We start from the raw sequence: 25,965 nt of genomic DNA on the forward strand, positions 1-25,965 counted from the left end.
CTGTTGAGGCCCTGGTGGAGGTTCTGATCACCGACAGCCCAGAGCCCGCAACGAGCTGAGAGTTCGGGTGTGTGCTGCGGGATCGTCAGACGGTCCTACGTTGCGGGCAGAGCCCGCTTCGGCCGTCCCGACAAGGCTTGGGGAGTGTCAGAGCTGCACCGTCTCTGTCGCCTGACGCGACGGGTCGGGCGGTGGCGCTGCGGCTGTCAGCCATTGCAGGCGGGGCGGTCCGCCCCGGCCGTCGAATTCGAGGAAGGCCGCCTGCCGGTACTGGAAAAGGGTCAGGAAACCGTCGAGCTTGCGGTAGTCACTCGCACGGTCGCAGGCCCGTACGGTGCCCTGCTTCGCTTCTACGACAAGCAGGTTGCGGCTGAGGTCGCCCGTTCCGTCGTGCACGATCAGGTCGGGACGAACCTGCAGGTCCTGGCCGTCGTCGCCCCATCCCTCGAGATACTTGGTCCGCAGAATCTCAAGGCCCTCGCGATCGCGGTCGTGCCAGCGGTTGTACTCCGAGTCGACGCGGAAACCCTCGCCGAGAGCCGCATCGATACGAGGCTGCAAAGCGCCTTCGACCTTCGCCATCACGGACTGCTCCTGCGTCCGCTCACGGACCACCTCCGGGAAGCGCAGCCACACATGGCGCAGCGCGGCGCGTAAGGCCTCCCGTACGAGACTGTCGGTCTTCGCGCATTCCTGCCGTGTCGTCATGCACGGCAGTATGACGCCGGCCACCGACAACGAGGGCGTCAGGATGTTCGCCGACAGGGTCAGGGAGTTCCGGTGCCGTCGAAGCGCTGAACCGGGTGGAGACGCCCGGCGAGCCGTGTACGGCCGGGCTGGGGTGGCCGCACAGGTGCGACCACCCTCCACCTCGCGCGACAACTCCGCCCTCGCACCCGGCCGGCTGCCCGCGCTCACGCCGTCCCTGTCGGACCCCGCTCACCCGGCCCGGACAGGCACATACCGTCACCTCCCTGCGGCCTGCCCCGCACGGCAGGCCCTCACCGTCCCGTCGCCGGCCGCCCGGCGGGTCAGTCGTCGTCCTTGCGCTGGTGTGCCGCGACCAGGGCCTCGATCATGTCGACGGTGCTGCCCTCGTGGTCGCTGCCGGCCGTTCCGCTGCCCTGCTGGATGTTCGCGGTCCGGTCCACCTCGAGGATCGAGTCGGCGTGCGAGTTGTCGAGCACGGTGATCAGGCTGTCGCCCGCGGCCGCCGGTGCTGCCGCGGCGCCCAGCAGGGCCGCCGCCAGGACGGCGGCCCTACCCAGCGGCCGCGGTGGGACGCGCCCCGGTGTCACGCGCTCACGCCCTGGGGTTCCGGCCGCAGACGCGCGATGTTGCGCTCCAGAAGCTGGGTGGCGGTCTTGACGCCGACTCCGTCCGCCGCGTCCACCACGGGCAGCCGGCCGTCCGCCGCCCTGAGGTCGGCGAGCGCGGAGTGCATCGCCTGGTGTGCGGCGAACAGACACGGCGTGCTGTAGATGGCGACGTCCACGCCGAGTTCGGACAGCTCGGTCAGGGAGAGCCTGGGTGACTTGCCGCCCGCGATCTGGTTGAACAGCAGGGGCTTGTCGCCGACCACCTTGCGGATCCGCCGGATCCACTCCACGCTGCGCACCCCGTCGACCAGCACCACGTCCGCGTCGGTCGCGGCCAGCTTCCCGGCCCGGTGCAGGATGTCGTGCTCGTCGGTGGCGTCCGTACGGGCCACCACCACCATGTCCTGCCGGGTCGCCAGCACCATCTCCAGCTTGGCGAGGTACTCGGACAGCGGCAGCACCTGCTTGCCGTCGGCGTGCCCGCACCGGCGCGGCCGCTTCTGGTCCTCCAGGATCACCCCCGACGCCCCGATGCGCTCCAGCCCCTCCACCACATGGCAGGCGACCTCGGGATCGACGTACCCGTCGTCGATGTCCACCAGCAGGTGGTGCCGGGGGAACGCGCCCCGCAGCCGCTGGACGAACGCCACCATGTCCGGCCAGGCGATGAAGCCGATGTCCGGCAGCCCGTAGTACGAGGCCGCGAAGCCGAAGCCGGAGACGAACATCCCGTCGTAGTGCTCGGCCGCGATCGACGCCGAGTACATGTCGTACACGCCGATCAGCGGAGTGGTCTGCGGCTCGGCGATCTGCTCCCTCAGCTTCTTCCCGTAAGTCAATGTCCGGCTCCTCCCTTGGGGTTCAACACGTCACACGGAAAGGACCGTCACGACACGACCACCCTTTGCCAGGACAAGAGGATCCCTATATCGATCCTGGACCCTCCCCTTGGACTGGCTTTACTCACCTCAATGGCGCAAGCGGTTCACCGGAGAAACGTCACTCGTCGCCCGTCCGCGCCCTGTTGATCCCGCCGTGCGGCCGGGCGCGGCAGCCCGGGGCCGCGCGGGCGGCCGCGTCGTGGCCGGGGCGGGGCGCATGACCGGGCCTGCGCCTGCTGCCCGCATCAGACCGGCGGGGGCTCACCCCCATGCCGCCGCCGGCGTACGGCGGTTCGCCGGCGGAGCCGAGCACCCGCACCGTGCCCCAGGAGGCCGGTGCAAAAGCCGTACCACTCGAGCACACGGCAGTACGTGGCAGGCGGGAAGCGGCCATGAAAAAAGCAGCCCCGCCTCCGGGATACCGGAGGCGGGGCTGTGCGGAGCGCCGGGCAGGCCTTGCACCTGCATCTCCCCGCAGGAAGCGGGACGTCTTTCCTTGGACCACCAACGCCAGGCCGACCGCCACATGTTCGGGCGGCCTGCTCAAGATCAATGATAACGCAGCCGCGGCGTCCCGACATCCCGGGGCGTTCAGATCAGCGGAATGGTGACTTCGTCCTCGACCGGCGGCTCGAGTTCCTGCGCGCGGTTTCCGGTGGCCGCGAAGCAGCGCAGCCGGACCGCCTCCGGAGTGACGTCCAGGCGCAGGAAGCACTTGAAGAACGGCGGGCTGTAGGTCGCCGAGCCCGGCGAGAAGAGCTGGGTGTAGATCTTCCGCACGGGCAGGCGGAAGCGCGAGGTGCGGCCGGGGCGGCCGCCCGCGCCCAGCAGGCTCGCGATCAGACGGGTGCGCCGGGTGACGGGGGCGGGCGGGCCCTGGGTGCGGGTCGGCGGGATGCCGAGCCGCTCGGCGACCACGGCCGTCGCCTCGGCCTCGGTGAGGGTGAACAGGCGGCGCAGGCGGAGCCTGCGTCCGTACAGCCTGCTGTAGAAGGCGAGGGAGTCGCCGCGCAGCGGGTAGCAGCGGAACTCCTGCTCGGTGACGTTCGCGACGCAGACGCGGGGGATGGTGTGCGTGGCGTGCATGAAGGCTCCGCCGCCGCCCGACACCACGTACTGGATGGTGCGGCCGTCCACCTGCACCGGGTAGCGCTGGTAGTTGTGGATGTCGCCGCCTATGGCCGCGACATAGCGGTGGTCCGGGTCGCGGACGAGGTCGTCGACGGTGCCGCCGCCCTCGATGGCGCAAGGGTGGTGTTCGCCGTCCACGTACAGCGGCGAGCCGGTGACGAGGATCTTGGGGAGAGGTCCCTTGGACACCTCGCGCAGCCATGCGCCCTGCTCGGCGTCGAGGGTCCCCAGCAGTCCCGTGTCGATGCCTATGATCCGCACCGGCCCGGCGTCGATCGCCCAGTACGGGCCCGGCTGGACGGCCTGTTGGGCTGGTGAGGAGCGCAACTTCCGTGCTTCGGTGAGGCGTTGTCCGCCGGACGGGTGCGGCCGGTGCCACAGCAGCGACCGCAGCCAGGCCCGCGAGAGGGGGCGCGGCGCGGGCTCAGGGGCGAGTGGCGGGGCGTCGTCGCAGAAGACGCGCATGAAGCCGCCGAGGTCTTCGTACCAGTCGTGGTTGCCGGGTATCGCGTATATGGGTGCCTGGTAGTTCTGGTACGGGCGGAAGAACTTCGTGCCGTAGTCGTCCGCACTGCCGACGGGGTAGATCACGTCGCTGGCGATGACGGCGAATTCTGTTCCCTGACTGACTTTCAGAAAGCCGGGGACGACGGCGTATTGGGGATCGTCTCCCTCGCCGGTGTCTCCGATGACCATGAAGGAGAACTCGTCCGGGTCCTCGCGCCGGATCACCTTGGTGGCGGGTGCTCCGGCGGCCGTCCGCTGTGCCGCCCAGCGGCTGCGGGTGTGGCCCGTGGGATCTCCGAACCAGGAGGCCAGCACGCCGTTGCGTGCGGCCCACAGGGTCTTCGGGTTGAGCCACGAGAGTTTCTCGACCTGGTGCGGCATGAGGTGCTGGTACTCGCCGTGTTCCAGGGTGCCCCAGCCGGCGCCTTCGGCGGTATCGCGTGAAGAGTCAGACACCGGTGAACCGTAGCAACGACCCAGGAGCGGGCGGGGAAGGGGTGAACAACGGCGTCAGTCCCAAGATGCTCACCCAGAACCTGCGCATGCTGGAGCGCAACGGTCTGGTCGAGCGGAAGGTGCGCCCCGTCGTGCCACCGCGGGTCGAGGCCTCCCGCCGCCGCTTCGGTGCCTGACGGGCGGCGAGGCGGGTCGTCGGCCTTGGCCTCGCGGATGACTGTCCCGGCCGCGCGTCCGGAGCCTGCCTGTCGAACAGCGCCGGGTCCGGACCGGGAGTAGTACGTTGCCTCTCATGTACGCCACGCGAGTTTCGCGACGCGTGAAGGCAGCCCCGGCGGCCGTCTATCAGGCGTTGACCGACCCGGACGCGGTGGCAGCCTGGCGGGTGCCCGCCGGCATGACCAGCCGCGTCCACGAATTCGACCCTCGCGAAGGCGGCGCCTTCCGCATCTCGCTCAGCTACCAGGACGCGGCCGTTTCAGGGAAGTCGGCCGCTCACACGGACACCTACCACGGCCGCTTCGCACGACTGGTTCCCGGCGAACTGGTGGTTGAGGTCTTCGAGTTCGAGACGTCCGAGGACGCGTTGCGCGGCACGATGACGATGACCACGTCGCTCACCCGGGTGGGCGACGCGACCGACGTCGTGATCGTGCATGAGGGCATTCCCGATGACGTACCCCGTGAGGACAACGAGTTGGGTACCCGTATGGCCCTGGACAACCTCGCCCGGCTGGTCGAGGGCAAGCGCTAGATCAGCGTGGCAGCCGCCGGTGACGTCAGGCTCCGGGCGCCGGCGGGCCGTTCATGCGTGGCTGCCCAGGTCGCGTACGAGGTCGAGCGCCCGCCCCAGTGTGGTGAGCCGGGCGTCGAGCGTCTCGCCCGCGGGGTAGAGGCGGACCGTGTCGACACCGGCGGCCTGCCAGACACGAAGGCGGTCACGCACCATGTCCTCGGTGCCGATCAGTGTCGTGGCGAGCACCATCTCGTCGGTGACCAGACCTGCCGCGCCGTCCCGGTCGCCGGCCTGCCAGCGCTCGTGCACCTCGGCGGCGGTCTCCGCCCAGCCCTGCCTGCTGTAGGCGTTGTTGTAGAAGTTGGTCGTGGCGGACCCCATCCCGCCCAGGCTGAAGGCGAGTTCCTTCTTCCGGCCGGCCACCATCGTGCGCAGCGCGTCCTCGTCCTCGGCGAAGGCCACTTCGGCGCCCTGGCAGACGTCGAGGTCCGCGCGTGTGCGTCCGGCCGCCGCGAGCCCGGCGTCCAGGTGGTCGAAGTATGCCTCCTTGGCGCCCTCCGGCACGAAGCTCGTGCCCAGCCAGCCGTCCGCCACCTCCCCCGTGAGCCTGAGCATCTTCGGGGAGAGGGTGGCCAGATAGATGGGCAGGTCGTACTCGGCCCGTATCGACATCCGCATGGGTCTCGCGCCGGTGCCCGGCAGCGGAATGGTGAACTCCCGCCCCTCGTAGGCGATCTTCTCGCCCGCGACGGCCTGCCGGACGATCTCCACGGTCTCCCGCATCCGGGACAGCGGCCGCGCGAACGGCACGCCGTGCAGTCCCTCGATCACCTGAGGTCCGGACGGTCCCAGGCCGAGGAGGAAGCGCCCTTCGGAGATGTGGGAGAGGGTGAGGGCGGCACGGGCGATGGCGGCCGGGGTGCGTGTCGCGAGCTGGATGATCCCGGAGCCGAGCAGTATCCGCTCGGTCCGTGCCGCCAGGTAGCCCAGCGCAGAGGGCGCTTCGGCCCCCCAGGCCTCGGCCACCCAGCAGATGTCCATCCCGAGCTTTTCGGCTTCCACCACGAAGTCGACGCTCTCCCGCCAGTTCCCCGCCGACGCCTCGATCGTCGTCGATGTACGCATCACGCACCGGCCCCTTCCCCGCCTTCGGCCATCTTCCTGATCGCGTCGACCGTGCCGGCCATGCTCCGCTCGAACTCCCGCAGCCGTACGAACACGATCTTCTGCTCCTTCTCCGGCATCCGGTCGATCGCGAAGGAGAGCCCTGAGCGGCCGGGGCCCATCTGCATCCACTGGGTCAGCTCCGTGCCGCCGTCCGCCGCCTCCAGGCTGAAGCGCCAGACGGAGCTGGGGTGTTCGGGATCGGCGACCGCCCAGGCGAACACCCGGTACGGCTCCCACTCGACGATGTAGGAGGTGGTTTCCCACTCCCCCAGTGCCTCGTGCTTGCTGCTGCCGACGAAACGGGCGCCGAGTGCGGGGCCGGCCGCCCCGTCGAGCCACTGGACCGACTGCAGCTCCGCGCTCAGTGCCGGCATCAGCCGGATGTCCGAGACCAGCCTCCACACCTGCCGGGGCGGAGCGTCGATCCGTGTCCGCACCTCGACCGCCGGCTTGTCCGCATAGCGTGCGCCCGTCCACTCCATGGCTTCGCTCGGCCTCCCTCTGCATCCCTGCCGGAAAACACCTTAAAGTGGGCCCTGACCTTGAGAGTTGCGTAGATAGACTCACTTGTCAAGGAGGCCCCCAAGCGCACGCCCGAGAGACGAGAGGACGAGGACGAGGGCGGGAGCCCGAGGGCGGGGGGCGGGGGGCGAGCCGTGCTCAGGCGGTGAAGCGCCGCCGGATGTCCGGCCGCTCGGCGAGATGCGCGGGATAGCCGGGCCCGAGACGCGGGTGGGTGTCCTCCGCCGTCATGGGCTCCCCGCAGCCCGCGCAGACCACCTCGGCGGCGCTCTCGTGGCCGCAGCGGTCATGGTGAAAGACGACCGGCGGTCCCTGCTCGCCGCTGAGCCAGCGGTTGCCCCAGGTGTTCATGGCGGCCAGTACGCCGAAGAAGTCGCGGCCCTTCTCGGTGAGCACGTAGTCGTAGCGCACCGGATCGTGCTGGTAGGCCCTCTTCTCCATGAGGCCCTCGTCGACCAGGCGCCGGAGCCGGTCGGTCAGGGTGTTGCGGGCGATCTTGAGCTCCTGCTGGAACTCGTCGAACCGTTTGATTCCGTAGAACGCCTCCCGCAGGACCAGCGGCGTCCACCAGTCGCCGAGCAGATCCATCGTGCGCGCGATGGAGCAGGGCCAGTTCGCAAAGGAAGTCCGCCTCATGCCCTCAGCATACGAGGGTCTTATGACAGGACTCAGCAGTTCGGGGCGGACCGGCGTAACGCTCCCGCCCGTACCTCTCTCCCGGGGCGTCCTCGGGCGGCAGGCCCGGCCGCTGCGGCTTTGCAGCGGCCGGGCAATGATGCGCGGGCCAGGAAAGGCGGCATCTACGGCTCTGTGCGCCTGAAAGCCGCAGCCCTGCTGCAGATCCTGGTCGGACTGCCCGCGCTGGAGCATTCCAGCGAAGCCTTCGCCCGGCACTCCTGCGAGGCCTACGCCGCTCTCAACGGCCATCACCTCACCCCACCGGCCCAAGGGCGCCGTGGCCCTGGTCCGCGACGCCTCGGCCGCCGCCATCGGCGTCGCCCGGACCGCCCGCCCACGGCGCGCCCGGGATGCCCCGTGAAAAACCGCGGGGCCGCGCACGATTGCCCTCAGCCGGGCGAAGCGCCCGGCGCCGCGTCCTTGGCCAGGCGGCGCGGAGCGCCGCAGCACATGGCGTCCGCGCGGGCGGTCAGCGGCGTCGCAGTGACGCATCGAGCAGGGAGGGCGGGGTGTCGTGCTTTTCGTGTGCGGCCAGGTCGGTGCCGGGGGCGACGATCGCGTCGATCGCGTCGAGTACGTCGGCGGAGAGCACGGTGTCCGCGGCGGCGAGCTGCGAGTGCAGGTGGTCCGTCGTGCGGGGGCCGATGATCGCGCTGGTCACGGCGGGGTGCGCGGTCACGAATCCGAGCGCGAGCTGGATCATGGTCAGACCGGCCCCGTCGGCGACTTCGGCCAGCTGCTCGACGGCGTCGAGCCTGGCCCGGTTGGAGGGGATGGTGGTGTCGAAGCGCTGCGGCATGAACGTCGAGCGGCTGGTGGTGATGTCCCGGCCCTCGCGGATCGCGCCTGACAGCCAGCCCGAGGCCAGCGGGCTCCACACCAGCACACCGAGCCCGTACTCCTCGGTCACGGGCAGGATGTGGGTCTCGATCCCGCGCTGCAGGATCGAGTAGCTGGGCTGTTCGGTGGCGTAACGGCTCAGGTGATGCTCGCGGGCGGCCCACTGCGCCTGCACGAGGCGGTACGCGGGGAAGGTCGAGGAGCCGAAGTAGCGGATCTTTCCCGCGCGTTGCAGGTCGGTCAGAGCCGACAGCGTCTCCTCGTCGCTGGTGTCCGGGTCCCACCGGTGGATCTGGTAGAGATCGACGTGGTCGACGCCCAGGCGGCGCAGGCTGTTGTCCAGCTCGGTGACCAGCCAGCGGCGCGAGGCGCCCCGGTGGTTGCGCTCGTCCCCCATCGGCATGCCCGCCTTGGTGGCCAGCACGATGTCGTCGCGGCGGCCGGCGATGGCCTTGCCGACCATCTCTTCCGACTCGCCGCCGCTGTACATGTCGGCGGTGTCGATGACGTTGATCCCCGCCTCGAGGGCGGCGTCGACGACGGCGGTGACCTCGTCCTGGGTGGTGCGCCCGATCGCGCCGAAGTTCATCGCGCCGAGCGCGAGGGAGCTGACCTGCACACCGGTGCGGCCCAAGGTGCGGTACTGCATGAGCGTGTTCCTCCATTGCGGGTGAAGCGTGGCGGCAGGGCACTGCGCGGCTTGGCCGCCGGCTCCCTGCTCTGACATCATGAGCAAACGGAACCTCGTTCCGGAAAGAACATACGGAACGTCGTTCCGTTTGACAAGCTCGGCAGCGGAGAGGACGGCGCGGTGAACGACGGCAACGGGGGCGGGGGCGGCGACGGGGGCGCGGGGCAGACAGCCCGGCCCCGGCGGGCGGACGCCCGGCGCAACAAGGAGACCCTGCTCGACGCGGCCGCCGCGGTCTTCGTCACATCGGGCGTGGAGGCGCCGGTACGCGACATCGCGGCCAGGGCCGGCGTCGGGACGGGCACGATCTACCGGCACTTCCCCACGCGAGCGGATCTCATCATCGCCGTCTACCGGCACCAGGTCGAGGCCTGCGCCGAGGCCGGCCCCGCCCTGCTGGCGACCTGCCCAACTCCCCATGCCGCACTGGGGCGGTGGATCAACCTCTTCGTCGATTTCCTGGTCACCAAGCACGGACTGGCCGCCGTGCTGCAGTCCGACGACGCCGGTTTCGAGGCGCTGCACGCCTACTTCCTCGACCGGCTCGTGCCCGTGTGCGCCCAGCTGCTCGGCGCCGCAGCCGCCGCCGGCGAGATCCGCTCCGACGCGGACGCCTACGAGCTCATGCGCGGCGTCGGCAACCTCTGCATCGGCGCGGACAGCGATCCCCGCTACGACGCACGCCGACTGGTCGAACTCCTCATCGCGGGACTGCGCCTGACGCGCTAGCCGCCGCGCGTACCGGAACCGGAACGCCGTCCGGGGCACCCACTGCGCCCATCCGGAACTATGTTCCGGGCGCTGGCGGGGTCGACAACTCCCCGCCCCCCGCCGACGGCTCGGCGCACGCGGCCGGACACGCCGGCCTGGGCGTGGCGGGCCGCCGGACCGACGAGTTCGACAACCCGCGGATCACCCCCGTACGGAAACCGGCCGCCGCCGCGGCCACACTGACCGCGGCGGCGGCCGGATGGACCGTCACCGCCCCTATGGCGGCGCCCCCGTGGGCGCGACCGGCCCCAGCGGCTGCTACCGCCTGTGGTTGTTGCGGTCGTTTCCGTCAATGTTGATCGTCCTGACCTTCGTGGTCACCTTGACGACCTTCTTGATCACGGCACCCTCGGAATTCCTGGTGGTCTTGGTTGTTTTGGTGGTCGTGGTGATCTTGAGGCCCTCGTCGGTCAGTTCCTTCTTGACCGTCGTGCTGGTGGTGGTGGTGGTCGTGCTGTTCCTGGACAGCCCCGTGATCTCGCCGGCCTGATGGCCCTGATGGCCTGCCACGACCGTGGCCACGGTCCCGGTGTGCGGTGTCGCCGGGGTGGCGGCGAAAGCGCCGGAGGGTATCAACGCGCCTCCTGCCGCCAGAGCGGTCGAGGCAGCGAGCGTCACAAGGCGCTGGGTACGGGAAGTACGGGTCATGGGAATTTCTCCTCCGTGAGAAATGATCAGGGTTTCCGAACAGTCCTGCCGATTCGCAGCCATTCGGTACTTCGGTGACGAGATGCATGTCCGGTAATTCGCACTGTGCGAGCAGTTCCGGAATGTGTGAGGGCCAGTTGCTGTTGAACGGGCCCGCATCTCTATTAGGCACCGGCAGGCGAAGGGAGTCATGCCCCTTAAACGCGTGGCAGGGAAACTCGGGACTTGACGGACCGCGGCAGCTGTGACGCGGACGTACTCACACGGCAGCTGTAGTTCGTGAGGCGTGAGGCATCGCCGCTGGCCAGCGTGGTGGGTGGGGTGCCTGCGGCAGGGGTACGGCCACCGGCATCGTGATCTTGTGTGACGAAGAATCAAGAAGCGGTGGCCGCGCAGGCCACGGTAGTACACGCCGGGTGGGACGGGTTGTTCGAGGGGTTGATGGGCCGGTTCGCGAGCTGCTTCCCGCGCCGGGAGACCCGGCTGACCTGCCGGAACATGGTCTCTGGGCTGCTGATGGTCAAGGAATCGGCGAACTGCTGGTCGTTGGCCGAGGCGATCGGCCACAGCGGTCCGCATGTCCTGCAGCACTTCTTGTCGAGGGCCCGCTTCGACACCGAGGCAGTCCGCCGGTCGGTCGCGGCCTGGACGGTGGAGCAACTCGGCGAGAGGAGGTGATGTTGGTGGTGGACGAGACGGGCGATGAGAAGTCGTCCCTCGACGCGGTCGGCGCGGCCCGGCAGTACTCCGGGGCGCTGGGCGGGATCGGGCTGTGCCAGGTCGCGGTACACCTCTCCTACGTGAGTGCCGAGGGGCACGCGCTGGTCGACCGTCGGCTGTACCTGGGCGAGGCATGGGCGGCGGACGACGAGCGCCGTGAGCTGGTCGGGGTGCCCGACGAGAGGGTGTTCGCCACCAAGCCGCAACTGGCCGGCGACATGCTGGAGGACGCCCACGCCTCGGGGGTGCACACCGCGTGGGTGGCCGCCGACGAGGTCTACGGTGGACGGGAGTTGCGTGCGCGGATCCGTGCGCTGGGCTACGGCTACGCGATCGCGGTACCCACCAGCCACCGGGTCACCACCCCGGGCGCCGGGAAGAAGAAGGTCACCGCGCTGCTGGAGCGGGTGCCGAAGCGGGCCTGGATGCGGCTGAGGACCGGCCATGGCACCAAGGCCGAGCGGCTCTACGACTGGGCGATGATCGACGTGAACCCCGACGATGCGCCGCCCGGACAGGCCGCCGGGCACAGCCAGGTCCTGGTCCGACGCCACCGCCGCACCGGCACCCTTTCCTTCTACCGGACCTGGCACCCCGACCCGCAGCCGATATCGGTGCTGGTCAGCGCGGTCTGCCGCAGGTGGCGGGTCGAGGAGGACTTCCAGGGAGCCAAGGGCCTGGCCCACCTCGACACCGGCCAGGTCACCTGCTGGACGTCCTGGCACCGCTGGAGCCTCATGTCAATGATCGCCTACGCACTTCTGGCCGTCGGCGCCCTCCACGAGCGGCAACGCGCCCACCCCGCCAACTCCGACGACGAGTTGGCCATGGTGCCCGTCAGCCCGCGCGAACTCCTCGCGCTATTGCGGGTCTTCGCCCTGCCAAGGCCCCGCCAGGACACCGATCCGGCACACGCCCTGCGCTGGTCGAACTGGCGTCGCCGACACCAGCATCGCGCGACGGCCTGCCACCGCCGCTGGAACAACGTCACAGCAGTGGCCATCGCATGACAGGAACCTCACGAGTCACGAACTACAGCTGCCGTGACTCACCCGCCGAAAACCGGCGCGCAACCGTCTGTGACCAGGCGCCACGGCGGTGCCTCGGCCGCCGTCCGGCGGCGGTGGGCCGGGTATTAGCCTGGCAGTTCTGGGCTGGATCATCACCGGACATCTGACCGCCCGACGCCGGCGGAACACCCCCGCCACTGTCCGTCCGGGACAGACGAGAACGGAGCAGCCGACGTGAGCGACACCCGACCCAGTACCCGGAAAGGGGCCGCGCCGCCGGCGGCCGATCTGCCCGAGCCGATACGCGGGCACCGGCGTCGCACGCTGAAGCTGCTCACCGTCTGCGCCGCCGGGCTCGTCCCGTGGACGGTCCTGCTGGCGGCGACGCTGCCGTCCGTGTACGAGGTCCGCCAATGGCGCGTGACGTGGGTCGGATTCGACGCCCTGCTCATGGTCGCGATGGCGTCCACGGCGCTTCTCGGCTGGCTGCGGCACCGCGCTGTCATCGTGGCGGGGATCACGACGGCGGTGCTGCTGATCTGCGACGCGTGGTTCGACGTGTCGCTCGCTTTCGGCACCTCGGGGGTGTGGCTGTCGGCGGTGCTCGCGGCGTGTGTCGAGCTGCCGCTGGCCTTCTACCTCATCCGCCGGGTGACGGGGATGATCTCGTTGGCGCAGTGGCCCTCCGCCGGGGCCCCGGCCGGCAGCGGCACGCAGCCTGCCGTCCCGGACGCCTGACCGGCGCCGCGCGCCGGGGCTGTTCGGTCAGACGTCCCCGGCCGGCAGCGCGTACAGCTGCGGAAGGTTGACCACGATCGCCTCCTGGGTGCTGCGGGCGATGACGACCACGGCCTCTTCGGCGGGGTCCGGATTCTCCTCGCGGTGCGGCACGAACGGGGGGACGAAGATGTAGTCGCCCGGAGAGGTGCGCAGGCGCACCTCCTGCGGCTGCGGTCCGGCGTCGTCGAGGAAGACGAACTCGGGGTGCCCGCTCACCACGTAGATGGCGGTCTCGGATTCACCGTGGTGATGGTCGGAGGAGGAGGTGGAGGGCGCGACGTGGGTCTGGCCCATCCACAGCTTTTCGGAGCCCACCGCCTTGCCGCTGACGGCGGCGAACCTGCGCATGCCCCCGGTCTGCGCGGTGTCGCCGTCGAGCGCGTCGGCGCGGATGTGGTGCAGGCGGGCGCGCAGGGGTGTGGCCGGGCGCCCTGCGGCGTCGTGGAGATGGGGGTGGAAACCTTCGCCGGGGGTCGTCAGCGGCTCGCTCATGAATGGGGACGCTAAAGCGGTCCATAAAAGGATGTCAAGAGGTGCCCATTGGCCTTCACCTGCGGCAATGTTCCCGTAATGCAGGAGGGGAACCGGTGGAATCCCTCGTCCGGGCAACTGGCCGGGCAGCATGCGCGCATGCATATCCCCGCGAAGGCGGACTACGCCACGCGGGCCCTGTTGGAGCTCGCCCGCGAACCTGCCCGTCCGCTCACGTGCGAGGCCATCGCTTCCTCGCAGCAGATCCCGTTCCGGTTCGTCAACCACCCGTCGCTGAAGCGACGGGCTCAAGAATTGAACTTCTTCTCCAAGCGCGCCAGGTGCCCACGCTTCAAGTCGAAGCGGAAGTCCCGCGCCTCGGCGCAGTACACCGGCTCGGCGTTCACGTTCCGCGACGGCCGGTCGAAGCTCGCGAAGATGGCCGGGCCGCTGGTTCGTGTCGATGCTGTGCGACGACCCGACGGTGAAGCCGCTCGTGGCCACCGGTGCGGCGGCAGGGATCGACGCCGGCCTGGACCACCTGCTGACCCTGTCGACCGGTGAGAAGATCGCCACCCCCGGCACGAACGCCGCGACCGGGAGAAGGCACGCCGTAAGGTCGCCAGGATCCATGCCCGGGTCACGGACCGGCGCGGGGACGGCCTGCACAAGCTGACCACTCGACTCGTGCGCGAAAACCAAACGCTCGTGATCGAGGACCTGACCGTGCGCAATACGGTCAGGAACCGGAATGGTCGTGGACCGCTTCTTCCCCCTCCTCCAAGTTGTGCTCCCCTGCGGTGCCTTGCAGGACAGGACGCCGCTGAATGTCCGCACCTGGACGTGCGACTGCGCAATGGTCCACGACCGGGACGTGAACGCGGCGAAGAACCTTCTGGCCGCCGGGCCGGCGGTGTCTGTCTGTGGAGCTGGTGCAAGACCTCAACGGAGAACTCCGGGCGGGCAGTCGGCGACGAAGCAGAGAACCCCACGGCGCGAGCCGTAGGAGTCCCCCTCGTTTACGAGGGGGAGGAAGTCAGGAAGCGCTCGACGTGATCACCGAGCTGACGGCGGCGAGGCGATGGGCGAGGTCGTCGGCGGGGATGTCGATGAGCTCGTAGCCGAACACGCGGTAGCTCTGTTCGTGGACACGTTCGAATACCAGCGATTCCTGGAAACTGATCCGCCGAGCGGGGGTGGGCTCGCAGAACCCCAGATTGCGGATGAAGAGCACCTGTCGCTCGTAGATCCCCTCGGAGGTGATCCGTTCGAGCTCCGCGGCCAGCGCCTGGGACACCGGCCGACCCAGGTAGGTGGCGAGCGCCAGCGTGCAGACCGGTGACCGGTCAAACACCTGGACAAAGTCCGTGGTGGCGGCCTCCAACTGCCGCTGTCGCTGCAGAGCGACGATCTCATCGATGAAGGACGCCCGTGTCCATGGCGCGTCCTCGCCCTGAGCCTGAGCTTGTGCGATGACCGCTGTCGCCGCCTCCTCGATGACCCCATGGCCGAGCTCGGCCAGGCACCGCAGGATCGATGTCTTGCCCGCGCCCGGTGTGCCGGTCAGAACGTAACGCCGCATGATCGGAAGCCTTTCGTGCATGTCGAGACAGGCCCGCCGGTCTTGGCAGTGCCTCTGATGGAGGCATCGGGTCGGTGAAGCCCTGGGAAATGGGGTGATGGGACAGTGGCGGATTCTCGAACGGCTCACATGCCGGAGACGCTCACCATGCCCACGACGCTGAACCATGGCGTACAGCCAGGGTGTTCAACGTCGTGCTCACTTCCATTACAGTCTCCCGGCCAGGATCCCGGCAACCACATCTAGGTCAGCAGGTACGAGACCGCCGCCCCTGCGGAGGAGATCCCCGGCGTCGGCATCGCCGGGTCAAGGCCGAGGGCACAAGCGTCCGCCGCTGCTTCAAGCCGTCTCCCGAGGCCATCGCCGAGCTCACCGGCCTGCCCTCCCCCGGCTCCGGCAGCGCGTGAGAATCCTGCGTCTAGCGGTCTGCCACGGAGTGGCCGGCCGATTGCGCGGCCCATGAGGCGAGGATGCGCAGACGGTCGTGGCTGGGGGTGCCGCGCTCGGCAGTCAGGGTGATGAGCTGCTGGTCGGGATCGGCGGTGCAGGTGAGGAAGGACCAGTCCAGGGTGAGCCGGCCGACGACCGGATGGTGCAGGACCTTCGTGCCCGTGCCCTGGACCGCGACGCGATGGGTACCCCACCACCGCCGGAAGTCGGGGTCCTGAAGTGACAGCTCGCCCACCAGTTCCGCCAGCCGTGGATCCTTGTCGGGTCCCGGGCGGCCTGCATGCGCAGCTGCGCCAGGCTCGTCTGTGCCACCCAGTCCCAGTCCGGGTACAGCGCTCTGACGGCCGGGTCGCAGAAGACCAGCCGTACGAAGTTGCGTTTCTTTTCCGGGATCCGCGCGAAGTCGGTGAACAGGGCGGCCGCCATGGGGTTCCAGGCGAGGATGTCCGTGCGCCGGCCCAGGACGACGGCCGGCGTGGTGGACAGGTCGTCCAGCAGACGCCGCAGCTGCGGCTGGACCTTCTGCGTGGTGCGCCGGCGGGGCCGGGCGGCGTCCCGGCCGGACAGTTCGAACATGTAGGCACGCTCGCCGTCGTCGAGCCGCAGCACCCGCGCAAGGGTGTCCAGCACCGGTTCGGAAGCCTGGCGGCGGCCCTGCTCCAGGCGCGTGTAGTAGTCGGGGCTGATCGACGCCACACCCATGGCTGCCACCCCGACGTGCCGGCTGGCCTGTGCATCAGAAGGGCAGGGTGACAAGGAGTGCGGCGAGGGCTCCTTGCCCTCTGCCCTTCTGCGGGCGTGCGGTCCGTATCGGCATGCGGGGCACTATGCCATCCGCCCGCAGCGTCCCCTCAACGCGGCCTGGGCCGGGCGGACTTGGCGAACCGACGGGGTGAACCGACTTGGTGAGCGGAGCGGGTGAGCGGAGCGGGTGAGCGGAGCGGGTGAGCGGAGCGGGTGAGGGCGAAGGTGCTGGGCCGGTGCTGCGGGCGCGGCCGCGTCCGGCCTCGTGGTCCAGGGGCTTGTCGCTGCCTTTGTCACCTGGTCTTCTGTACGCCGGGTGATCCGTGACGCGTGTTCGCCCGGCGGCTGCGGGCGGACCCGGGCACGGGGACGGGGACGGAAATGAGGATGGGGCGGCGTGGAATCAGTGGCGGGGCTTGGCGTGCGGGGCGCGGTGCCCGAGGGGCTCGGCGTGGCGATACGGGATACGGCCGAGGAGATCGCCGCGCTGCTGCGCGCGGGCGCCGGCATGGAACTTCGGGTGCCGGACTCGCAGTGGAGCGTCGGGGAGGCGGCGGCACATCTGGCGCTGGCCAACGAGCTGATGGCGGACATCGCGGCGGGCCGTGCGCGCGGTTACGGGGACGGCACGCCGCAGAGTCTTGCCGCGGCCAACGAGCAGGGGCTCGCCGCGTTCGGTGAGCGGGGGGCCGAGCCGCTGGCCGGGATGATCGTGGAGCAGGCCGGTGCGTGTCTGAGGGCTCTGGAGGAGCGGGGCGCGGAGGGGACGGTGGTCACTCCGCTGGGCCCGATGGGACCGGATGTGCTGGGGTCGTATCTGCTCACGCACATGCTGGGACACGGTTACGACCTCGCCCGTGCGCTGGGGCGTGCGCACATGATCGACCGCGGGCGGGTGCGGCTGACGCTGCCGTTCTTGACGACGGTGATGCCACGGGTGACCGACACGGCCCGCACGGCCGGGCTGAGCGCCTGCTATGCGATCCGCCTGTGGGGTGGCGGCCGGTTCGGTGTGCGGGTGGCCGGGGGTGCGGTGTCGGTCGATGAGCGGCTGCCGGAACGTGCGGACTGCACCATCCTCATCGAGCCGGTCACTTTTCTCCTGATGGCGCTCGGGCGCCGCGGCCAGTGGGGCGCCCTCGCTCAGGGCCGCATCCTGGTCGGGGGGCGCAAGCCCTGGCTCGCTCCGCGTTTCCCGGCTCTCTTCAAGGCGCCCTGAGCGCCACGGGCCGCGGCGGCCGGACAGGGGACGGCGGTCTGAAGCCGTACGGGATCGGTGCTCTGACGCCGTACGGGACCGGCGTTCACCCGGGACTCACCCGGGTTCGGGGGCGCTGACGGCCGGGGCGGCGCCGAGGAGGCCGAGGAGGGTCTCGCGGTGGAGGTCCGCGATCGGGCCGAGGAAGTCCGGGTGGCGCAGCAGGGGGGCCGCGCGGTGGTCGCGCGGGCTGGGGATGGTCAGCCGGCGTGCGTCGCCCACGCTGTCGGGGCCGTGGTGGGTGGCGGCCAGGCAGGCGGCGGCCAGGGCGGCGAGGTCGGCGTCGGCCAGCAGGCAGGCCGCCCAGCTGACGACGGTCTCGTCGACCTGGGTGCGCCAGGTGTGGGTGGCGTCGGTCAGCGGGGGTGCGTCGGCGCCGGTGACGAAGTCCAGCCGGCCCGAGCCTCCGGGGCCGAGCAGGTCCAGCAGTTCGGCGTCCAGCGCGGTGGGGTAGCGCAGAGCGGCGGCGATGGTGGCCGCGTGCGCTGCCTGCGCTTCGGCCAGGGCCTGGTTCAGCGGGCCGGCGGCCGGGGGGAAGGCCGACAGCAGCCAGCGCGTGGAGGCCGTGATGACGGGCGAGAGATCAGCGGGCATGGTGGACCGTCCTGTGCGTGTGCCCGCCTGTCCTGGGTGTGCCGGTGTGGGTGATCCGGTCGCGGGCACTGCGCGCCCGGGCGGGGATGGGCGTGGCGGACAACGGTACGGCGGCCTTCCGCGGGGGCGACAGGAGCTGCGTCACAGCCGGGTGCGGTGTGGCGGCGCGGCCGGGGTGGTGCGGTGCGGCCGGGGGCGGGTGGTGGTGCTCGCGGCGGCCCGGCAGGTGCGCGGGGGCGGGGCGGAAAACGTCGTCGTGGGGCTTTGCCGCGGGGTGAGTGCGGCGGGGAGACGCGCGTCACAGTCGTCGATGTCACATCCTGCCGGGCCGGCCCGTCATGGAGGTGTATCCGCACACAACGGCAAGGAGTGCACTCATGGAAGCCCGACTGGACCTTCTCGGCAGCCCGCTCGTCACCAAGTCCTTGAGGCACCTCGTCTCGGCGGGCAGGGTGGCGGCGGACTCGGCGCTGCCGGCCGCGACGCAGGAGCTGGTGAGGCTCCGCGCCAGTCAGATCAACGGCTGCGGTTTCTGCACCGACATGCACACCAAGGACGCCGCGCACGCCGGGGAGACCTCGGTGCGCCTCAACCTGGTCGCGGCCTGGCGGGAGGCCACGGTCTTCACCGACGCCGAGCGCGCGGCCCTGGAGCTGACCGAACAGGGCACCCGCATCGCGGATGCGGCCGGCGGGGTCACGGACGAGGCCTGGGCGAACGCCGCCAAGTACTACGACGAGGAGCAGCTCGCCGCGCTGGTGTCGGTCATCGCCCTCATCAACGCCTTCAACCGGCTGAACGTCATCGTGCGGCAGCCCGCCGGTGACTACCAGCCCGGCCAGTTCGGATGACAAGGAGCGGCCGCCGGGGGGCTGTTGGTGCCGGCCGGTACCAACAGCGGCGCACGCTCCGGGCACCGCTTGCCGGTGTCCGGGCCTCCCGGTGACCGACTTCGCCGTGTACGACTTCTCGTGTGCCGCGCCTGAAGCCGGCTGGGAACTCTGGAGGATTCGGCGGCGGGCGCAGCGATCGTCGGTGACGTGGCGGGCCGGGCGGACTGTTGGCTCGTACCTAGCCGAGCATGCGGTCGAGGTTGAAGGCGGCGCTGATCAGAGCGAGGTGGGTGAAGGCCTGGGGGAAGTTTCCGCGCTGTTCGCCGGTGTGGCCGATCTCCTCGGCGTAGAGGCCGAGGTGGTTGGCGTAGGTGAGCATCTTCTCGAAGGCGAGGCGGGCCTCGTCCAGGCGGCCCGCGCGGGTGAGTGCCTCGACGTACCAGAAGGAGCAGATCGAGAAGGTGCCTTCCTCGCCCTGGAGGCCGTCGGGGCTGGCCTGGGGGTCGTAGCGGTAGACCAGGGAGTCGGACACCAGGTCCTCGCCGAGGGCGTCGAGGGTGGCGAGCCATTTGGGGTCGGTCGGGGAGATGAACTTCGCCAGCGGCATCATCAGCAGGGAGGCGTCGAGGATGTCGCTGTCCTCGTACTGGGTGAAGGCGCGGCGTTCGGCGGACCAGCCGTGGCTCATGATCCGCCGGTAGATCGTGTCGCGGGCGGCGCCCCAGCGGACCATGTCGGCGGGCAGGCCGCGGTGCCGGGCCAGCCGCATGGCGCGTTCGATCGCCACCCAGCACATGAGGCGGGAGTAGAGGAAGGTCTTGCGGCCGCCGCGGGTCTCCCAGACTCCCTCGTCGGGCTGGTCCCAGTGGGTGCACACCCAGTCGACGAGTCCGCTGATGTTGTCCCAGTGGGCGCTGGAGATGGGCTTGCCCCACTTGTCGTAGAGGTAGAGGGAGTCGACGAGTGCCCCGTAGATGTCGAGCTGGAGCTGGTCGACGGCGGCGTTGCCGATGCGTACGGGGGCTGAGCCGCGGTAGCCCTCGAGGTGGGTCAGTTCGCGTTCGGGCAGGTCACGGCATCCGTCGATGCCGTACATGATCTGCAGGGGGCCGGTGGGCCCGGGCGGCCCGGACTCGGTGCACTGCACATGTTCCGAGAGGAAGCCCATGAAGGCCTCGGCCTCGTCGGTGAAGCCGAGCCTGAGCAACGCGTACACGCAGAACGCGGCGTCGCGGATCCACACGTAGCGGTAGTCCCAGTTGCGTTCGCCGCCGATCTGTTCGGGCAGGCTGGTGGTCGGCGCGGCGATGATGGCGCCGGTGGGGGCGTAGGTGAGGAGTTTCAGGGTGAGGGCGGAGCGGTGGACCATTTCCCGCCAGCGGCCGCGGTAGCGGGACTGGGACAGCCAGCGGCGCCAGTAGCGCACGGTCGCGTTGAATTCTCTTTCCGCCTCGGCGACGGCGCAGAAGCGGGGTGCCACCTCGCCGCCGATCTGGTCGATGGTGAAGACGGCCGTCTCGCCCTCGTGCAGTTTGAACAGGGCCCATACGTCCGGGCCGGCGACCTCGATGGGCACGGTGGAGGTCAGGGCGAGGCGCAGCGAGGCGGAGGCGAAGACGGCCTGGCCGTTCTCGGCGTGCACGGTGTGGGGTGCGGTGCCGTATTCGAAGCGGGGGGCGACGAGGGTGCGGAACGGGAGTGCTCCGCGCACGCACACCACGCGGCGGATGAGGCGGTGGCGGTCGGCCTCGCGTGAGTCGTCGACGACGGGCATGAAGTCCTGGATCTCGCCGACTCCGTCGTCCGCGAAGAAGCGGGTGATCAGGACGTTGGTGTCGGGGAAGTAGAACTGTTTGGTGCGGGCGGGGACGTCGGGGGCGAGTTCGAAGGAGCCGCCCCGTTCGGCGTCGAGGATCGAGGCGAAGACGCTGGGTGCGTCGAAGCGGGAGCAGCAGTACCAGTCGATGGTGCCGTTCGTGCCGACGAGGGCGGCGCTGCGCAGGTCGCCGATCAGTCCGTGTTCGGCGATCGGCAGGTAGCGGTGGGTGCCGGTGCCGTAAAAGCTGCCGGGGCCGGTGTGTGTCGTGTTCTTCGCTCCGGCCTCAGGAGTCGCTTGAGCCACGTCAGCCTCCTTGGGCTTCGCCCGAGCCGCCCCCTGGTGTCCAGGCTAGCGAGTTGTCCGCACTCATGGGCCTGCGGAGCGGCTGGAGCGGGGGCTGTGTGGAGCGGGGGCTGTGACGGCACGCCCGGGGGTTCAGGGGCGGGGGCGGGCGGGAGTCTGCGGGGAGAGGTGGCGGGCGAGTACGCCGAGGGCGGCGGTGACTTCTGCGAGCTGCTCGGGGGTGCTGTCGCCGAGGGCGGCGGCGAGGGCGTCGTCGATGGTGGTGGCCCGGACTTCGGCGACGCGGCCGGAGAGGTGGGGGGCCTGGCGGACGAGGAGGCGGCGCCGGTCGGCGGGGTCCGGGGCGGTGATGACGGCGCCCGCTTCTTTGAGGCGGGCGACGGCGGTGGAGACCTGGCTCTGGGGCAGGCCGGTGCGGGCGGCGATCTCACCGACGGCGCTGTCGGGGTGGGTGGCGAGGTCGCTGGCGACGATGAGGACGGACCGGGTGCTGCCGCCGTGGCGGGCGGCGCCGCCTTCGGGTTCCGGCATCGCGGTTTCGCCGATTTTCATCAGGGTGCGGCCGAGGAGGAACAGGTCGACTCCGTTCATGACCCCAGATTACATCAAGAGAGATGCATCTATCTTGATGCATCTAAATAGATGGGTTACTGTCCCGGCAGGCTCCCGGGCACCGCCGGGGCGGAGAAAAGGAGCACCGACCGTGCGGACGTGGCGAGCAAACCCGTGGGCCGTCCTGGTGACCCTCTCGCTCGGGTTCTTCATGACCCTGCTGGACCTGACGATCGTGAACATCGCAGTCCCGGACATGATGAGCAGCCTGGACGCCTCGCTCGACCGGACGCTCTGGGTGGTCAGCGGTTACGCCCTGGCCCTCTCGGTCCTGATCATCACGGCGAGCCGGCTCGGCGACCTGCACGGGCCGCGGACCCTGTTCGCGGCCGGGCTTGCGGTCTTCACCCTCGCCAGCGTCGCCTGCGGGCTCGCCCCCACCGCGAACGCCCTCATCGCCGCCCGGGCCGTCCAGGGCCTGGGCGCGGCCCTGCTCACCCCGCAGACGACGACACTCGTCGTCGCCGTCTTCCCCGCCGAACGGCGCGGCAGGGCCATGGGCGTGTGGGGCATGGTCGCCGGGCTGGCCACCCTCTCCGGGCCCACCCTGGGCGGTTTCCTGGTCTCCGCCGCGAACTGGCGCTGGATCTTCCTGGTCAACGTGCCGGTCGGGGCGGCCGCGCTCGCCTTGACCTTCCTGGTGGTCCCCGACATCCGGCCCGCCCGCGCGCACCGGTTCGACCTGACCGGCCTCCTGCTGTCCGCCGCCGCCCTGTTCTGCCTCGCCTTCGGCCTGCAGGAAGGCGAGAACTACCGGTGGGGCGCGGGCATCTGGGCGCTGCTCGCCGCCGGGAGCGCACTGGGCGCCGCCTTCGTGCTGCACCAGCGCCGCCGCCAGGACCGCGAACCGCTCATCCCCTTCGCGCTGCTGCGTGACCGCAATTTCACCGCGATGACCGCCCTGGTCGGATTCCTCTCCGTCGCCATGCTCGGCCTGGTCCTGCCCTTCAACCTCTACCTGCAGTCCGTGCTGCACCTCAGCGCCGTCAAGGCCGGTCTGGTGCTCGCCCCCTCGTCCCTGGTGTCCATGACGGTCGGCCCCTTCGCCGGCCGCCTGGCCGACCGCATCGGCGGCAGGTACCTCCTGCTCACCGGGCTCGGCTGCTACGGCGCCGGCATCCTCGCCATCACCCTGACCGCCTCGCCCGCCACCGCCTGGTACGCCTTCGTCCCGGCCACCCTGCTCACCGGGCTCGGAGTGGGCTGCATCATCGCCCCCATGTCCGCCGAGGCGATGCGCACCATCCCCTCCCATCTCGCCGGCGCCGCCTCCGGCGTCAACAACACCGTCCGTCAGATCGGCTCCGTGGCGGGCGCCGCCGCCGTCGGCGCCCTGCTGCAGGGCCGCCTCGCCGCCGGGCTCGCCGCCGGGCAGACCTACCCCGCCGCCCTGCACACCACCGCCGTCCTGCCGCTGGCCGTACTGGCCGCCGGGGCGCTGGTCTGCCTGCCGCTGCGCCGCCGCACCCCGGCCGCCGCACCGGCCTGTGCCGGCCGGCCCGCCGCCGACCACTGACCACTGACCGCAGACCGCACGGCGCGCTCCGTCGGCCGCAGACCCGTACGCCGCGCGCCGGCTCCGCCGCACGCCGGCTCCGCCTCGCGCGGGGGCGGTCAGCGGGCCGCGGGCTGGGCGGGCAGGCTGAAGACGTGGCCCGGGGAGACGATCTTCGTGATCGCCTCGCCGAAGAGGGTGCTGGGCTCCGCGCCGTTGTGGTCGATGTCGGTGTTCAGCAGGACCACGAGGGTCGCCTGCGCCGCGGGGAGGTAGACGGTCAGGGATTCGTAGCCGGGCAGGGAGCCGTTGTGCCCGATCCAGCCCTGGACGTCGAAGATGCCCAGGCCGTATCCGGCGCCCGGGATCGTGGTGGGGGGTGTGGTCAGCCGCTGCTTCTGCGTGGCCGGGCTGATCAGGGTGGTGCCGTCGGGCAGGACGCCGGTGGCCACCGTGCGCGCCCACACGCGCAGGTCGTCCAGGTCGGAGATCATCGCGCCGGCCGTCCAGGCCCAGGACGGGTTCCAGCCGGCCGTGTCCTCGACCTTCCCGGTCGCGGTCTGGCCGGTGTAGCCCTGCGCGTGCGGGTCGGGGAAGGCGGCGTCGGTCGGGAAGAGGGTGTGGCGCAGGCCCGCCGGGGCGAGGACGTTGTCGTGGATGTAGTCCTGGACCGGCTTCCCGCCGGCCTTCTCGACGGCCAGGCCGAGCAGGATGAGATTGGTGTTGCAGTAGGAGAACTTCTGGCCCGGCGGGAACAGCACGGGGTGCTTGAAGGCGTAGGCGAGCAGCTGCCGCGGGGTGAAGGGGCGCTGCGGATCGGAGGTGAAGGCCTTGAAGAAGCCCGGGTCCTCGGTGTAGTTGAACAGGCCGCTGCGCATCCCGGCGAGCTCGCGCAGGGTGATCCTGTCTCCGTTGGGCACCCCGGCGACGTACCTGCCGATCGGGTCGTCCAGGCCCGCCTTGCCCTCATCGACGAGTTTCAGCAGGGCCGTCACGGTGAACGTCTTGGTCTCGCTGCCGATCCGCGTGTACAGATCCGGCGACATGGGCCGGCCGTTGCTCTTGTCGGCGACCCCGAACGACCGTATGTAGGTGCCCTGGCCGGGTGTCCACAGGCCCACACTCACCCCGGGCACGTTCGCCTCGCGCATGACCTGCTGCACGGTCCCATCGAGCTGCCGGGTCACGGCGGGGGTGAGTGTGCGGACCTCGCCCGTCGGCGAGGCGGAGGGCGAGGGCGGCTGCGGGGCGGTGGACGGGGGCGGCTGGGGGGCGGTGGCCGCGGTGCGCACGGACACCGGTGCCCCGGACGCGGCCGGGCCCGTGAGCGGCACCGTCAGCATCCCCACCGCCGTGGCGGTTACGGCCCCCCTGCGCAGTCGTCCGCACGCGTGCGTCATGGGCCCACTCCCAGCAGCCGGGGACGGAGCCCGTGAGCGTGGCGGCCGAGAGCGCGGGACAGCTGCGCGGCGCACCGCAGGTCACACAGCCGTGCCGTGGACACCACCCGCAAACTCCTGCCTCACCAGCATAGGAGCGTGGTCCCTCCCCTGCCCGTCGGGCGGCCCAGGTCCCGGGCGGTGCGCTCAGCGCCGCAGCGCACCGGACGGCCGGCACGGTACGGACGGCCCGGCCGTTCGGTCAACTCGGCTGCGGGTACAGATTTCTGACCGTATGTCAGCCATGTTGCCGCGGGCCGGCCGGGGCGGCCCGGTGCCGCTTGCCGGCGGCCGGACTCGCCCCGTGCAACCGCCCGCCCTCCCTTGATCGTCCCCGCCCCCGGGGAAGCGCGGCGGGAGGGGATCGTGCGGTGCGAGGTCACATACGTCTTGAGGACGAGGGCCGGGGGGAGAGGAAGTGAGTCTCCTGCTCTGTCCGCCGGCCGTCCTGGCCGCGGTCGTCTCCGGCCTGGTGTTCCTGGGCCGGGCACTGGCAGCCGCCGGGAGAGGCGGGCTCGCGCACTCACTCCGCGGTCTCGCGTATGTCATCGCGGCGGGCGCGGCCGCGATGTACGCGTGGGGAATCCTGTACGTCGCGGGCGCGGCACTGGTGGCGGAGGACGGCGGGGCGGACTCGTCTCCCATCCGGTCGTGCCGCACGGGCGTGGAGGAACGCGACTACCGGATCGACGACTACCAGATCGGGTGGGTGCCGGTGCGGTTCGTGTGCCATCGAAGCGACGGGACCACCTACGACCGGGCGGTGCCGGGATATGTGAACCCGGCGCTGGCCGGCCTCGTGGTCACCGCGGTGGCGCTGGCCGCATCCGCCCGATGGGCGGACGAGCGCGCGCGGAGGCCGTGAGCATGCTGGCGTGCCGCTGGTCAGTTTCTTCTTGTTCGCGGCCGGACCCGTTCCGAGTACGTGCAGGTGATGGATGGCGGAAAGACGGTTCTTTCGATGTCCAGTACGTCGATCCGGATCAGCTTGGTTCGGCCCGGGCCCGGTGAGCAGCGGCGCGGCGGTCACATCGCAGTCCCGGCGGCGTGGGGGCGTGGTGGTCACAGGCCCAGGGAGATGGCCAGCCGGGTGAGTTCGGCCGTGCTGTTGATGTTGAGCTTGGCCCGGATACGGCGGAGATAGGCGTCGACGGTGTGCTTGGAGAGCCCCATGTGGCGGGCCGTCTGCAGGTAGGTGCGCCCTGCGGCGATATGTCGCAGTGTCTCCTGCTCCCGCGGGGCCAGGGCGGGGACGGGGGCTTCGGCGTGCGGCGTGGCGAGTGTGAGGCTCATGGGTTTTCCTCCGACGTGTCGGCTCGGTCGTCACCGCTCACACCCTTGAAAGCAGGGGACATGTGACCGAATAAGGCGTTTTGTCCGCTTTATATAAAGGCTGGCCGGGGGATTTCATGACGGTGTCCGCCGCCTGTCACAGGCCTGTCACAGCGGGACCTCGCGGGTTTGCCGCGGCGCGGTCACGGACGGACCGGCGGGCCGCGCCCCGGCGG

General features: G+C 70.6%; 25 protein-coding genes and 4 pseudogenes. 12 read left to right on the plus strand and 17 right to left on the minus strand.

The window, feature by feature from the left end; all coding sequences use genetic code 11:
• Window positions 1-147: 147 nt before the first annotated feature.
• The 4 genes from OG819_RS57595 to OG819_RS57610 all read right to left on the minus strand — a co-directional run bounded on the left by OG819_RS57595 (window position 148) and on the right by OG819_RS57610 (window position 4,294).
• A complete protein-coding gene (locus OG819_RS57595; RefSeq protein ID WP_266638893.1) occupies window positions 148-708 on the minus strand; it encodes a hypothetical protein in 561 nt (186 codons plus the stop codon).
• A gap of 323 nt (window positions 709-1,031) precedes the next feature.
• The gene (locus tag OG819_RS57600) at window positions 1,032-1,298 is read right to left on the minus strand and encodes a hypothetical protein (RefSeq protein ID WP_266638894.1); all 267 of its coding nucleotides are present in this window, start codon (window positions 1,296-1,298) and stop codon (window positions 1,032-1,034) included.
• A complete protein-coding gene (locus tag OG819_RS57605; RefSeq protein WP_266658224.1) occupies window positions 1,295-2,158 on the minus strand; it encodes an isocitrate lyase/PEP mutase family protein in 864 nt (287 codons plus the stop codon). The genes OG819_RS57600 and OG819_RS57605 overlap by 4 nt, the downstream gene beginning before the upstream one ends.
• A 633-nt stretch (window positions 2,159-2,791) precedes the next feature.
• Window positions 2,792-4,294: a metallophosphoesterase gene (locus OG819_RS57610; RefSeq protein WP_266658226.1), complete on the minus strand. Its 1,503-nt coding sequence runs from the start codon at window positions 4,292-4,294 to the stop codon at window positions 2,792-2,794.
• Window positions 4,295-4,344: 50 nt separating this feature from the next.
• Here OG819_RS57610 and OG819_RS57615 point away from each other — a divergent pair.
• Window positions 4,345-4,443 (plus strand): annotated as a pseudogene (locus OG819_RS57615) (winged helix-turn-helix transcriptional regulator); the annotation flags it as partial.
• Between the two features lie 143 nt (window positions 4,444-4,586).
• On the plus strand, window positions 4,587-5,048 hold the full coding sequence (locus OG819_RS57620; RefSeq protein WP_266638897.1) for an SRPBCC family protein: 462 nt from the start codon (window positions 4,587-4,589) through the stop codon (window positions 5,046-5,048).
• Between the two features lie 51 nt (window positions 5,049-5,099).
• Here the strand turns inward: OG819_RS57620 and OG819_RS57625 are convergent, their stop codons facing one another.
• The 4 genes from OG819_RS57625 to OG819_RS57645 form a co-directional block, all read right to left on the minus strand.
• On the minus strand, window positions 5,100-6,155 hold the full coding sequence (locus tag OG819_RS57625; RefSeq protein WP_266658228.1) for an LLM class flavin-dependent oxidoreductase: 1,056 nt from the start codon (window positions 6,153-6,155) through the stop codon (window positions 5,100-5,102).
• The gene (locus OG819_RS57630; protein WP_266638899.1) at window positions 6,155-6,679 is read right to left on the minus strand and encodes an SRPBCC family protein; all 525 of its coding nucleotides are present in this window, start codon (window positions 6,677-6,679) and stop codon (window positions 6,155-6,157) included. The genes OG819_RS57625 and OG819_RS57630 overlap by 1 nt, the downstream gene beginning before the upstream one ends.
• Before the next feature lie 178 nt (window positions 6,680-6,857).
• The gene (locus OG819_RS57635) at window positions 6,858-7,355 is read right to left on the minus strand and encodes a helix-turn-helix domain-containing protein (RefSeq protein ID WP_266638900.1); all 498 of its coding nucleotides are present in this window, start codon (window positions 7,353-7,355) and stop codon (window positions 6,858-6,860) included.
• Between the two features lie 511 nt (window positions 7,356-7,866).
• Window positions 7,867-8,886 carry an aldo/keto reductase gene (locus OG819_RS57645; protein WP_266638901.1) on the minus strand — a complete coding sequence of 340 codons (1,020 nt, stop codon included), beginning with the start codon at window positions 8,884-8,886 and terminating at the stop codon, window positions 7,867-7,869.
• Between the two features lie 162 nt (window positions 8,887-9,048).
• Between OG819_RS57645 and OG819_RS57650 the strand changes: the two genes are divergently transcribed.
• Window positions 9,049-9,657, plus strand: coding sequence for a TetR/AcrR family transcriptional regulator (locus tag OG819_RS57650; protein ID WP_266658230.1), 609 nt, complete (start codon window positions 9,049-9,051; stop codon window positions 9,655-9,657).
• Window positions 9,658-9,957: 300 nt separating this feature from the next.
• Here OG819_RS57650 and OG819_RS57655 read toward each other — a convergent pair whose 3' ends face one another.
• Window positions 9,958-10,347 (minus strand): hypothetical protein, encoded by a 390-nt coding sequence (locus OG819_RS57655; RefSeq protein WP_266658232.1) that lies wholly within the window; start codon window positions 10,345-10,347, stop codon window positions 9,958-9,960.
• A 498-nt stretch (window positions 10,348-10,845) separates the two neighbouring features.
• Here OG819_RS57655 and OG819_RS57660 point away from each other — a divergent pair.
• Both OG819_RS57660 and OG819_RS57665 read left to right on the plus strand, forming a co-directional pair.
• Window positions 10,846-12,077, plus strand: a pseudogene (locus OG819_RS57660) (IS701 family transposase).
• Window positions 12,078-12,311: 234 nt separating this feature from the next.
• Entirely contained in the window at window positions 12,312-12,815 is a 504-nt protein-coding gene (locus OG819_RS57665) for a hypothetical protein (protein ID WP_266638904.1), read from the plus strand.
• A gap of 27 nt (window positions 12,816-12,842) precedes the next feature.
• On the opposite strand, the gene OG819_RS57670 is transcribed toward OG819_RS57665, so the two are convergent.
• Entirely contained in the window at window positions 12,843-13,349 is a 507-nt protein-coding gene (locus OG819_RS57670) for a cupin domain-containing protein (protein WP_266658234.1), read from the minus strand.
• A gap of 138 nt (window positions 13,350-13,487) precedes the next feature.
• Between OG819_RS57670 and OG819_RS57675 the strand changes: the two genes are divergently transcribed.
• From OG819_RS57675 to OG819_RS57685, 3 genes and pseudogenes are all read left to right on the plus strand, one after another.
• Window positions 13,488-13,892, plus strand: a complete 405-nt coding sequence (locus tag OG819_RS57675) for a transcriptional regulator (RefSeq protein ID WP_266658250.1) — start codon at window positions 13,488-13,490, stop codon at window positions 13,890-13,892.
• 63 nt (window positions 13,893-13,955) lie between these two features.
• Window positions 13,956-14,015, plus strand: a pseudogene (locus OG819_RS57680) (hypothetical protein); the annotation flags it as partial.
• Window positions 14,016-14,079: 64 nt separating this feature from the next.
• Window positions 14,080-14,334 (plus strand): zinc ribbon domain-containing protein, encoded by a 255-nt coding sequence (locus OG819_RS57685; RefSeq protein WP_266658236.1) that lies wholly within the window; start codon window positions 14,080-14,082, stop codon window positions 14,332-14,334.
• 30 nt (window positions 14,335-14,364) lie between these two features.
• Here OG819_RS57685 and OG819_RS57690 read toward each other — a convergent pair whose 3' ends face one another.
• Window positions 14,365-14,910, minus strand: a complete 546-nt coding sequence (locus OG819_RS57690; protein ID WP_266638906.1) for an ATP-binding protein — start codon at window positions 14,908-14,910, stop codon at window positions 14,365-14,367.
• A gap of 418 nt (window positions 14,911-15,328) precedes the next feature.
• Window positions 15,329-16,116, minus strand: a pseudogene (locus OG819_RS57695) (helix-turn-helix domain-containing protein).
• 394 nt (window positions 16,117-16,510) lie between these two features.
• Here OG819_RS57695 and OG819_RS57700 point away from each other — a divergent pair.
• Complete coding sequence (locus OG819_RS57700) at window positions 16,511-17,323, plus strand: maleylpyruvate isomerase family mycothiol-dependent enzyme (protein WP_266638931.1); 813 nt, start codon at window positions 16,511-16,513, stop codon at window positions 17,321-17,323.
• A 96-nt stretch (window positions 17,324-17,419) separates the two neighbouring features.
• On the opposite strand, the gene OG819_RS57705 is transcribed toward OG819_RS57700, so the two are convergent.
• Window positions 17,420-17,956 carry a hypothetical protein gene (locus OG819_RS57705; RefSeq protein ID WP_266638908.1) on the minus strand — a complete coding sequence of 179 codons (537 nt, stop codon included), beginning with the start codon at window positions 17,954-17,956 and terminating at the stop codon, window positions 17,420-17,422.
• A 377-nt stretch (window positions 17,957-18,333) separates the two neighbouring features.
• Here OG819_RS57705 and OG819_RS57710 point away from each other — a divergent pair, with 377 nt between their 5' ends.
• Window positions 18,334-18,807 carry a carboxymuconolactone decarboxylase family protein gene (locus tag OG819_RS57710; RefSeq protein WP_266658238.1) on the plus strand — a complete coding sequence of 158 codons (474 nt, stop codon included), beginning with the start codon at window positions 18,334-18,336 and terminating at the stop codon, window positions 18,805-18,807.
• 220 nt (window positions 18,808-19,027) lie between these two features.
• On the opposite strand, the gene OG819_RS57715 is transcribed toward OG819_RS57710, so the two are convergent.
• Both OG819_RS57715 and OG819_RS57720 read right to left on the minus strand, forming a co-directional pair.
• Window positions 19,028-20,824: a glycoside hydrolase family 15 protein gene (locus OG819_RS57715; protein WP_266658252.1), complete on the minus strand. Its 1,797-nt coding sequence runs from the start codon at window positions 20,822-20,824 to the stop codon at window positions 19,028-19,030.
• A 219-nt stretch (window positions 20,825-21,043) separates the two neighbouring features.
• Window positions 21,044-21,502 carry a helix-turn-helix domain-containing protein gene (locus OG819_RS57720; protein ID WP_266658240.1) on the minus strand — a complete coding sequence of 153 codons (459 nt, stop codon included), beginning with the start codon at window positions 21,500-21,502 and terminating at the stop codon, window positions 21,044-21,046.
• 112 nt (window positions 21,503-21,614) lie between these two features.
• On the opposite strand from OG819_RS57720, the gene OG819_RS57725 reads away from it, so the two are divergent.
• Window positions 21,615-23,039: a DHA2 family efflux MFS transporter permease subunit gene (locus OG819_RS57725; protein WP_266658242.1), complete on the plus strand. Its 1,425-nt coding sequence runs from the start codon at window positions 21,615-21,617 to the stop codon at window positions 23,037-23,039.
• Between the two features lie 98 nt (window positions 23,040-23,137).
• Here OG819_RS57725 and OG819_RS57730 read toward each other — a convergent pair whose 3' ends face one another.
• Window positions 23,138-24,418: a serine hydrolase domain-containing protein gene (locus tag OG819_RS57730; RefSeq protein WP_266658244.1), complete on the minus strand. Its 1,281-nt coding sequence runs from the start codon at window positions 24,416-24,418 to the stop codon at window positions 23,138-23,140.
• Between the two features lie 457 nt (window positions 24,419-24,875).
• Between OG819_RS57730 and OG819_RS57735 the strand changes: the two genes are divergently transcribed.
• Entirely contained in the window at window positions 24,876-25,322 is a 447-nt protein-coding gene (locus tag OG819_RS57735; RefSeq protein WP_266638912.1) for a hypothetical protein, read from the plus strand.
• Window positions 25,323-25,519: 197 nt separating this feature from the next.
• Here the strand turns inward: OG819_RS57735 and OG819_RS57740 are convergent, their stop codons facing one another.
• Complete coding sequence (locus tag OG819_RS57740; protein ID WP_060900198.1) at window positions 25,520-25,750, minus strand: response regulator transcription factor; 231 nt, start codon at window positions 25,748-25,750, stop codon at window positions 25,520-25,522.
• Between the last annotated feature and the right edge of the window lie 215 nt (window positions 25,751-25,965).

Origin of the sequence: Streptomyces sp. NBC_01549 (assembly GCF_026339955.1) — a bacterium.
In the GTDB taxonomy this organism is placed as follows: Bacteria; Actinomycetota; Actinomycetes; order Streptomycetales; family Streptomycetaceae; genus Streptomyces.